Below are 9,237 nucleotides of genomic sequence, written 5' to 3' on the forward strand. Positions count from 1 at the left end.
TGAATTACACCGGTGGCGCCCTCCTTGATCGCCGCATCAACGCCGTCTCTGAACGGGAAGAAACCATCAGACACAACGATAGACCCCAGGAGGCCGCCTTTCTGACTCTTCGTGTACTCCTCTATCTCTTTCAGGTCTCCCATGTTTCTCGCGCCCCGTTCTGCTTCCAGCTTGAACACTGCGTAGGGAACGCCGAACTTCTTAAAGACCTGGCCATCCATAAATTTCGTGTACGCCTTGAAGGTAGCGATCTCGACCACGCCTACCCTGTCCTGCTCTCCGGTGCCGATGGCCACGGTGGCTTCATTCTTTACAAAAAGAGCTGAATTGGAGCTTACGCCTGATTCGACATACCACCCAAAGAGCATGTCCTCGAGCTCTTTTTCACTGGGCGCTCTCTTGATTTTGTACTCCTGCCCCTTGTACGTGGCCTGTGCCGGTTTCAGGTCTTCCTTGCCCTTAATCCTGAAGGGCTGCGATTCCTGGATAATGAGACCGCCATCCATGAGCGACTTGAAGTCAATGATTCTTTTCGTCTTGTAGGCCTGCAGCCTCTCGATCTCCTTGATCTGGAGTATTCTCAGATTCTTCCATTTCTTCAAAATATCGAGGGCTGACCCTTCATACTCAGGTGCGCAGACCACTTCGAAATAATACGGCACCATTGCCTTGGCGGTTTCAGCATCGAGTGTCTTCGAAAAGACCACCGCCCCCCCGAAGGCCGCAATCCGATCGCACCAGAACGCCTTTTCGAATGCGTCGGCTGACGTAGATCCGTAGGCTGCACCGCACGGGTTGTTGTGCTTCATTATCGAGCACGCAGGTTTCTTGTCAAGGAATCTGATGATGTTGAGAGCATTATCCACATCCGTGAGATTAATTTTCCCGGGGTGCTTCCCCACCTGCAACTGGTCCTTCTCCGTAAGTCTGCTCACCAGTCCGTTATCGAAGTCAAAGAACCGAACATCGCCCAGCGTGATGTTGCCGTGTGCCAGCTCGTAAAGGGCTGCGGGCTGATCCGGGTTCTCGCCGTACCGGACGCCCCGCTCCACGTCCGCCTTTTCATCTGCATCGTAGATGCTCCAGACCCTCTTCCGGTACTCGAGTACTTGCCCGCCCATGTCGATCTTGATGGTGTCGGGGAATTTGTCCTTGACTACTTTTTTGTACATGTCCTTAATGTTGTCCGCCATCTCTCCCTCCGGGATAAAAGTTTAAAGTGAGCAGTTCAAAACATTTATTGCCGAGTGTCCGCTCTCCACACTCGCCACGTTGCATTGTCTTCCACTGTTTGCTGCTCACTTTCTGGTCACTGTCTTCCACTGCTCACTGCTTACTGCTCACTTTCATTTTCTTACTTCACCGCTGCGAGCAGCGCTTGAGTCATCGACTCCACGTCCAGGCCTTCGGCCTTGAAGAGCTCTTCCGTCTCGCCTGATTTTCCGTACGCCTTTACGCCGAAGCTTTCCACTTTTCCTTTATACCCTTTTTGCAACAGGTAGTACGCGATCGGGGGCATGATGCCGGTCGCGGGATTGTGGTCTTCGTACGTGAAGATTCCCTTAACGCCGAGAAGCCCCTGCATTACCTGTTCATCGACTTCGTCGACGCAGGCCATGTTCACCACAGCCAGAGATACGCCCTCTTTTGCCAAATTTTCTCTTATTGCCAGCGCTTTCCCCAGCATACCTCCATACGTGATGACGGCAGCATCTTTACCGGTTCTGATCACATCCATTGTGCCGTACTTGAACTCGTATCCGTTTCCAAAAAAGGGCGCGCCCTTCTCACCGTGGATGATGGGCCATTTGCCTCTTCCTGTTCCGATGAAGAAGTTGCCGTTTGTGGAAGCGATGTATCTGGTAACCCGGTCCACCTGATTCGTGTCAGCAGGTATTATTGCCCTGAAGTTGTAAAGGTTGCGCGTAAGACCTATGTAGTCGATGCATTGGTGAGTCTTGCCGTCCTGTCCCACATCAAGACCCAGGTGCGTCCCCACCACTTTGAGATTAGTCTTGTTGATATCATTCAGCCTGTGCTGGTTATAGGTTTCATCCAGTGCAAACACGCCGAAGTCAGCGAAGAACGTTACCACTCCAGCGGCCGACAGGGCGCCGGCGATGGTAGCTGCATTATGCTCCTGCACGCCGCATTGAAAGAACTGGTCAGGCGAGCACTTGCAAAAATCGGACGTTTTCACAGAACTCGCAAGATCGCAGTCGAAGGCGGCGATGAGCTTACCTCCAGGGATATTCTTATCCGCCAGATCCTTGAGCGCCTTACCGAAAGCCGATCGGTTATCAAGCCCGTCTGCATCAGAGTAGGTAAAAGGAACACCTGTAATGAGGCTGCTCGCACCATCTCTTTCGCCGGCCTGAGGCTTCCATTGGGGCACTCCTTTACGTTTTTCCTTGTAGAGCGCAAAATCATCGTCTATTCCAAGAGCGACGAGAGCCTCAGGATATTCCTTGTCATTCAAGGCTCTGCCGTGGTATTCGGCCTTGCCTTCCATGAACGGGACACCCTTACCAATGACCGTATTCGCAAGGATGCACGTGGGGACTTGCGTCTGCCGCGCCTTGCGCAATGCCGCATACAGCTCGCCCGCGTCATGACCGTCCACTTCGAGAACATCCCATCCGTCGGCGAGGTAGTTCTCAATTATATTGACGGGCATCACATCATCCACGCACCCGCTGATCTGAATGCGGTTGTAATCGATCAGAACCGTGATGTTGTCAAGGCAGTACTTCTTCGCAAATCTTCTCGCCTCTGCGACTTGCCCTTTTGCCTGCTCTCCGTCGCTCATCAGCACGTAGACATGCCCGTCCTCTTTCTTCAGCTTGGAGCCGAGGGCGAAACCACACCCCGCGGAGAGGCCTTGACCAAGGTTTCCTGTTGACCAGTCAATGAACGGCAATCCCCGCACCACGTGCCCCTCAAACGGGCTGCCTGTTTTTCGAAAGAAAGCTATGACTTCATCGACCGGCAGATGGCCAAGCCTCGCAAGAGCGGCGTAGACGCCTGGTGACGTGTGACCATGGCTGACGATCACCCGATCCCTGATCGCGCCGCTGAGGTTTGCGTGAGAAAAAACAACCAAATACATGTCCAGCGAGGACATGGAGCCGCCGGGATGACCTGAGCCTGCCAATCGCGTCATTTTGACTATGTCGCCTTTCGCCAAGCGCGCAAGCTCTTTAAGCCGTCCTATCTCTTCATTCGTCAACGTTTCCTGATCAAATGCCATAACTAACTCCCTCCGTCCCTGATGAACTTTTGTTCCTGACCGAATGGCCGTTAATCTCGAATATCGAAAATTCTAATTACAAAACAATATTCAATCACCAAAATCCAAAACAACACCCTACTGTTTTGGTCATTTGAGATTGGCTGATTGTTTACGATTTAGACATTAGGATTTCGGATTTGCCCCCTATACCCTCGTCAACCGGCATCCTGGGTCACAGGACCGCTTACTTGCCCGCTTTGACGGCGGCCTGGTAAAAATCGCATTCCTTCTGCAGAAGGCACCGCGGACAATCCGGCTTGCGGGCGATACAAATATACCTGCCATGCAGGGTAATAAGCAAAGAAAAATCTGTCCACCAATCTTGAGGCACTATTCTCTTCAGATCTATTTCTATTTTGTCGGGTTCATGTTCTTTGGTGAGCCCTATTCTCTGCGATACACGTATCAGGTGCGTGTCCGCTATTATCGCGGGCTTGCCGAAGGCGAGACCTGCCACCATGTTGGCAGTCTTTCTGCCTATGCCTTTGATGGTAACGAGCGTCTCCACGTCTTCGGGTACGCGCCCGCCAAACCTTTTCTCTATGTCATCGGCAAAATTCTTGAGACTCCGGGCCTTGTTTCTGAAAAAGCCCGTCGGCTTCACGTCTTCCTCAAGCTCAGCATCAGATACTTTTGTGTAGTCCTTTGGCTTCCGGTACTTCTTGAAGAGAGACTCGGTCACCCTGTTGACACGCTCATCTGTGCACTGCGCCGCAAGAATCGCTGCAACCACCAGTTCCAGCGGGCTGGAAAAATTTAGCTCGGCTCTGGGCTTGCCATGCATCTTCTTTAATTTTTCGAAGATACCCTTAACATCCTTTTTCATGGCGCATCTCCCCGAAAATCTTTTTTACTTCTTCGGCTGTGCGTGTATTGAGTATGTCGCTTTTTTCCTGCCATCCTTTCCGGGCTATGTTGACCCCATAGTACATATCGTCAAGGCCGCTGGCCGAGTGGGCATCAGGATTAATGGCAATCATCACGCCATGCTCCTTAGCCATCCTCAAGTATCTCCAGTCGATGTCCAGACGGTAGGGACTTGCATTTAACTCGAGGATCACGTGATGCGCGGCCGCCGCCTCGATGATGTTCCTCATGTCGATGCGGTAGCCATCACGCGCGAGAAGAAGCCTTCCAGTTGGATGACCCAGCATGGTCGTGCAGGGATGCTTCATGGCCCTGATGATCCTTTTTTCCATGTCAGCCTGACTAAGGTTGAAGCTGGAGTGAACAGAGGCGATGACAAAATCAAAGCCCTTCAGCAGCTCATCATCATAGTCCAGGCTCCCGTCGAGCAGTATATCACTCTCTATACCTTTAAAGAGACAAAAATCTGGGTGCTCGCTATTAAAAACGGCTATCTCGTCCCACTGTTTTCTTATGGCATCACCCTTCAGTCCGCCTGCGTAATAGGCGCTCCTCGAGTGATCTGCAATGCCGAGGTAGGATAGCCCTCTCTTCTTTGCCGCCTCAACCAGCGCATCCAAGCTGTCCACTCCGTCGCTCATCTCCGTGTGTACGTGGAACGTGCCTCTCACATCGGCAGTGCTTATCAGTTGCGGGAGTGCACGGAGCTGCCCCGCTTCGATTTCACCCATGTCCTCCCGGAGTTCCGGAGGGATAAAAGGAAGGCCGAGAGCTTCGTAAACCTCTGCCTCGCTGCGCAGAGGCTCGGATCGGCTATCTGAGAAAAGGCCATACTCGTTGAGCTTGAGATCTCTCTTCTTTGCAATGCCCCGGAGCTTCACATTATGTTCTTTGCTCCCCGTGAAGTAGATGAGGGCAAAAGGGTATGATTGTGCGTCCACCACTCGCAAATCAGCTTCAATGCCCTGATAGAGACGCACCGAGGTTTTGGTTTCGCCTTCGGCAATAACATCTTCCACAGCAGGGAGCGACCGGAAATGAGCTGAGAGCTCATCAACTTTTTCTCCTGCCACGAGAATGTCTATGTCCCTGACGATTTCTTTTCTCCTTCTGATACTGCCGCAGAGAGACACCTGTTCCGGTTCTATGATCTTGTGGAAGCTTTCCTTGATAGCAAGAGCGACCGGGTAGACCTCAGCGTAGAGAAACTCTCCCTTGTGCTTTTTGACGAACTCAATGCCCTTGAGAATCTTCTCCTGAGTTCTGGCGCCGAACCCAAAGAGTGATGCCAGCCTGTTCTCTTTTGCTGCATACTCCAGCTCGCCTACATTCGTGATGCCGAGATCGTCATGAAGTTGTTTGATCTTGCGCGGGCCCAGATTGGGAATCTCCAGCAGTTCAAGCAGGCCGACCGGCACTTCTTTGGTCAACTCTTCATAGTAGGTCATGGTGCCTGTGGTTACATATTCTTCCAGTTTTTTCGCTATTGCATCCCCGATGCCCTTGATCTCCCTTACACGTCCCGTTCGTATCACCTCATCGAGGTCATCGACCTCTGCGACCGCCCGGGCAGCGTTTTGGTAGGCCCTCACCTTGAAGGCATTTTCGCCCTTCAGGTCAAGAAGATTGCCTATCTGTTCGAGAAGAGCGGGGATAGATCGCGGAGCCATAATCATTATCTTAATACTAATTTTCGATTCAAGCGTATACCTTCGTTGCCCATAGGCCTGTTCTTACTCGACGTACCCCAAGGTACGCCTTCGTGAGTCCAGTCCTCGGAGCGCCTCGGTCTCCATCTTGAATCCAAAATTAGTAATTAGATTCTCCAACCAATTGCTAAACGCTGGTCGAGGCTGACGACTCCCCCGGCGATACCTTGTTAGCGTCGGGCGAAATGAGCCATAGCATTCAGACGATTCAGCAAGTCGTATATGGTTAAGTAGTGAGTACCTTCGGGACCCGGGCTACTGGACTTTAGAGTGACGGTAAAAGGCCGGCCAGACCGGCTCTATGCTTGACACCGGTTTTATCGAAGACGTTCTTCAGGTGGGTTTCGACCGTGAACCTGCTTATATACAATCGCTTGCCGATTTCGTCGTTCGTCAAGCCCTGGCAAACACAACGAATGACGTCGATCTCCCTTTTGGTGAGATGGTACTCTTTGAGATCGTGTGTCGTTGACATAAGTTCTTTAAAACGAAGGGCGTTATCCACAGCCGCTGTCAGATGAGGAACGAGAATGCGCGCTTTCGCCAGATCACTCTGTGAAAAGTCCCGCTGCTCTTTCGATCGGAACATGCCTATCAGGCCAAGGATTTTTTCACTCGACCGAAGGTAGAGCGAAAGCTTGTAGTGGATGTTCTGCGGCTTATAAAACTCGTTATAAATCCTTAGATTCATCCACCTTTTGTAGGGAAGGATGTCATCAACCTTGCAGACTGCGTGAGCAGCAGGCGACCTGCCCTGCTGAAACGGGTCGTGATGGCTGTAATAGCGCACCCATCTCTCATGATACCCTGGGTTTATACCCACTCCGGTCATGCTATCATTGTCGATTGCCCGGAGCTCCCGGTCACCAAGAAAAAATACCGCCCCTTCCGCCCGAAAAGCCTTTCGCAAACAGCCAAGCACCTCTGTTCGCATTTCAGAAAGACTCACGTGACAATTGGCTGAATGAATGATGTTGAAGATATCTTGCAAATCTTCGTTGGCAAGAGCACCCAGATCTTTGTTTGCCGGTAAAGACATTTTTCTGTGCTCAGTATATCTGCGAAACAATGCCCTGTCAATGATTGAAAATCACTGTTTTCAGGTATGGTTACAGGTTGAGAACTTTGCTACGATTTTGGAGAAAATCAGATAGAACCGTTAAGGATCGAATGGAGGTCTACTCATGGCCAATGAAGCGGGCAAGTGGTTCACGGATAAGTTCTGGGTAACCGAGTTCAATTTCCTTCCTGAAGTGCGAGCACAGCTATCGGCTCCGGAGAAGGTCCGGATTCATGACGTAACTCTGAGAGAAGCTGAGCAGGCGCCCCATGTGGTTCTCAAAGCCGATGAAAAGCTCAGAATTTATGAAGCACTGGATGACATGGGAGTATACAGCGTCGAGCTGCTACCCATAATTTCAGATGATGATCGGGAAGTGGCCAGAGAACTGGTGAAGATGCGTCGTGGCGGGCGCAAAACCAAAATCGTTTTTCTCAGCAGATGGGACGAGAAGGAGGTCGATTTCGCGCTCGAGAACGGGGCGGACGGCATTGTGGTCGAATGTCCTGGTTCACCCTGGTTTGGACAGGTCGTCTGGGGTCTCGATGAAAACCAGATGATACAGAAACTGGTCAGGGCCGCTGCACATGCCAAGAAGAACGGTATGTACACGTCCGTCATGCCCTGGGAGGCAACCAAGGCGCCACTTCAGTTCCTGGAGAGAATGTACAAGAGTGTCGTCAACGATGCCGGTGTGGATGAAGTGACCTATACGGATACCATGGGTATGGCGCTGCCCTGGACCACAATGCACATGGTGAAGAAGGTGCGTGAATGGGTGCCGGGCGTTTCCATAGCGATGCATGCACATAACGACTTCGGCCTCGCGACTGCAGTCATGCTCTCAGGAGTGGCGGCAGGCGCATCGACCGTGCACACTTCCATCAACGCTCTCGGAGAAAGAGCGGGGAATGCTGCCACTGAAGAAGTGGTGATAGGACTGGAACTGCTTCTCGGTGTTGACACAGGAGTAAAACTTGACCGCATCTATCCCACAACCCGGCTCGTCTCAGAGATAGCGAAGATACCCGTTCCCATGAACAAGCCGGTCACAGGAGATAACGAGTTTACTTACGAATCAGGGATGGTCGTTGATATGGCCTTGCGCATGAGCAAATCTGAGAGGCCTTACTCCACCATGCCGTTTTCACCGCAACTGATCGGCCGCAAAGGTTTTAACGTGATCCTGGGAAAGATGAGCGGAGGGACCAGCATTAAGAAAAAGCTGGAGGACCGCGGTCTCACCGCCACAAAAGAGCAGGTAGCTGAGATGGTAGAACGGGTCAAACGCGAGGCTATAGCCCGAAAATGGTCAATCCCTGATGACGTATTTGAAAGAATCGCAGCAGAAGTCCTGGCTGAAAAATGAGCGAATTTCATTTTCATGCGAGATTGTGTTATTTCTACCAGATGTCTGGTATGATGGATGATCGGCTGTAACTGACAAAATAAGGGCACGCGGCCTGACATTGTGGGGGGTTATTTTGGAAAAACTCATCATCACTGCAGCTGTGGCAGGCGCCCTGACCACCAGGCAACACAACCCAAACTTGCCTCACACGCCCGAAGAAATAGCCCGGGCAGCCATCGACAGCTGCAAGGCAGGCGCCAGTGTGGTCCACCTGCACGCCCGGGACCCTGTGACCGGTCATCCGCTTCAGAAGGCAGAACTTTTCGCAAAGATTATCCGCATTATCAGAAGCGAATGTGACATTGTGATCAATACCAGTACAGGGGGAGGACCCGGCATCGCACTGGAAGACAGAATCGGCATCATTCCCGAGCTGGCAACTGATCCGGAAGTGAAACCGGAAATGGCCTCTCTCAACTGCGGCTCTCTCAATGTCGGCATGCTCGACAGAAAAAAGAGGGAGTTCACTTTGAATGACGTTCAGATGAACCCTTGGGCAAGCATGCTGCATTTCGCCGACACGCTGAAAAAGCATACTGTAGTTCCCGAGCTTGAAATCTATGATACGGCCATGATCAATAACGCTCTGGTACTCCGGTCGCTAGATGCGCTTGGCGAGCCGCTCCACTTTCAGTTTGTACTTGGTGTACTGGGTGGACTGCAGGCAACAGCAGAAAATCTTGTATTCCTGAAAAACTCCATACCGCCAAACGCTACATGGTCGCTGATTGCAGCAGGTCTCAATATTTACACATTAGGAGCTGTGGCAATAGCACTCGGCGGACATGTGAGAACCGGGCTCGAGGACGGCGTGCACATTGAAAAAGGTGTGCTCGCCAATGACAGCGCCCAGATGGTCGCGAAAATCGCACGTATTTCTAAAGAGATGGGACGTGAT

Annotated in this window: 7 protein-coding genes; 2 read left to right on the forward strand and 5 right to left on the reverse strand. The window is 51.7% G+C overall.

Features of this window, described 5'->3' with window-relative positions; all coding sequences use genetic code 11:
* From VMT71_10690 to VMT71_10710, 5 genes are all read right to left on the reverse strand, one after another.
* Positions 1-1,193, reverse strand: a 1,193-nt coding sequence (locus VMT71_10690) for a hypothetical protein (GenBank protein ID HVN24427.1), incomplete at its 3' end; no start/stop codon positions are given.
* Positions 1,194-1,354: 161 nt separating this feature from the next.
* Entirely contained in the window at positions 1,355-3,250 is a 1,896-nt protein-coding gene (locus VMT71_10695; GenBank protein HVN24428.1) for a transketolase, read from the reverse strand.
* A gap of 226 nt (positions 3,251-3,476) precedes the next feature.
* The gene (gene nth, locus VMT71_10700) at positions 3,477-4,118 is read right to left on the reverse strand and encodes an endonuclease III (GenBank protein HVN24429.1); all 642 of its coding nucleotides are present in this window, start codon (positions 4,116-4,118) and stop codon (positions 3,477-3,479) included.
* The gene (gene polX, locus VMT71_10705) at positions 4,102-5,829 is read right to left on the reverse strand and encodes a DNA polymerase/3'-5' exonuclease PolX (protein HVN24430.1); all 1,728 of its coding nucleotides are present in this window, start codon (positions 5,827-5,829) and stop codon (positions 4,102-4,104) included. Before polX ends, nth begins: the two co-directional genes overlap by 17 nt.
* 304 nt (positions 5,830-6,133) lie before the next feature.
* Entirely contained in the window at positions 6,134-6,907 is a 774-nt protein-coding gene (locus tag VMT71_10710; GenBank protein HVN24431.1) for a helix-turn-helix transcriptional regulator, read from the reverse strand.
* A gap of 145 nt (positions 6,908-7,052) precedes the next feature.
* Here VMT71_10710 and VMT71_10715 point away from each other — a divergent pair, with 145 nt between their 5' ends.
* Entirely contained in the window at positions 7,053-8,297 is a 1,245-nt protein-coding gene (locus VMT71_10715) for a hypothetical protein (protein HVN24432.1), read from the forward strand.
* Between the two features lie 115 nt (positions 8,298-8,412).
* Positions 8,413-9,237 (forward strand): 3-keto-5-aminohexanoate cleavage protein (locus VMT71_10720; GenBank protein ID HVN24433.1); only part of this gene is annotated, 825 nt, incomplete at its 3' end.

The sequence above is a fragment of the Syntrophorhabdales bacterium genome (assembly GCA_035541455.1).
Taxonomy (GTDB): Bacteria; Desulfobacterota; Syntrophorhabdia; order Syntrophorhabdales; family WCHB1-27; genus JADGQN01.